The sequence below is a fragment of the Kitasatospora griseola genome, assembly GCF_014648555.1.
GTDB lineage: Bacteria > Actinomycetota > Actinomycetes > Streptomycetales > Streptomycetaceae > Kitasatospora > Kitasatospora griseola.
The window spans coordinates 1-1052 of the sequence record NZ_BMRI01000105.1 but is presented as its reverse complement, the minus strand read 5'-3'; the positions used below and the strand labels follow the sequence as shown (position 1 = coordinate 1052).

General features: G+C 69.2%; 1 pseudogene. It reads right to left on the bottom strand.

Annotated elements, in window-relative coordinates:
• Positions 1–23: 23 nt before the first annotated feature.
• A pseudogene (locus IEZ12_RS37320) lies at positions 24–1027 on the bottom strand (IS5 family transposase).
• Positions 1028–1052: the final 25 nt, after the last annotated feature.

Below are 1052 nucleotides of genomic sequence, written 5' to 3'. Positions count from 1 at the left end.
CTAGGTCGCGTATTTGGTCGTGATCAAGCGGCAGCTTTGGTGAGGTCCTTGATCCAGATCATCGCGCCGCGAAGGTGGAGGCCGGCGAGGTAGCTGCCAGGTGTCTTGTCATATCGAGTGGCGATGCCCCGCCAGGCCTTCAGCCTGTTGATCAGGCGCTCGACGGTGTTCCGGTCCTTGTAGAGCTCGGCGTCGTGGCCGACGGGCCGACCGCCCCGGCTGCCCTTCTTCTTCCGGTTGGCGGCCTGGTCGCGCTTCTCCGGAATGACGGCCTTAATGTGGCGTTTGCGCAGGTGGGCGCGATTGCCGCGGGACGAGTAGGCCTTGTCCCCGGCGACCGCGTCGGGGCGGGTTCGGGGACGGCCGACCGGCCCGCGGACCCGAACCTTCCGCAGCACGGGGGTGAACTGCGGACTGTCGGCGGCCTGACCCTCGGTCAGAACGAAAGCCAGTGGCCGGCACTTCCGCTCGCCGGCGACGTGGATTTTGCTGGTCTGCCCGCCCCTGGAGCGTCCGAGCAGGGCCTCTTTCAGCCGGAGCTTTCGCCTGCGCCGAACGCGTCGCCGATTGTCCCGTTCCTGGTCGTCTGCGGGGGCCTGCCCGTCTTGTTCCTCCGGGCCGCCCCTTTTTGCCGGGCCTTCTCCGCCTCGTCGGCGGCCTTCTCCAGGTCGGCGAGCGTGTCGGGGTCGAGGTGCATCCCGGCGGCGTCGTGGTGGGCCCGGACGGTGGTCGAGTCGATGCTGACCAGGGACAGGTCCACGTCACCCCGCTTGGCGGCTTCCACGATCGCGCCCTCCAGCAGGGCCTCGAACACGCCCGCGTCCCGCCACTGCCGGAAGCGGTTGTGCACGGTCGACCAGGCGCCGAACTCGCCCGGCACCTCCCGCCACTGCGCGCCCGTCCGGAACCGCCAGATCACGCCCTCGAACTGCCGGCGCAGCCGTTCCGGGTACGGGCCGTACTCGCCGATCGGCAGGTACGGCTCGATGAACTCCCACTCCGCATCCGTCAGTTGCGCTCGCGTCACGAAGAACGGTCTACCGGACCAGACC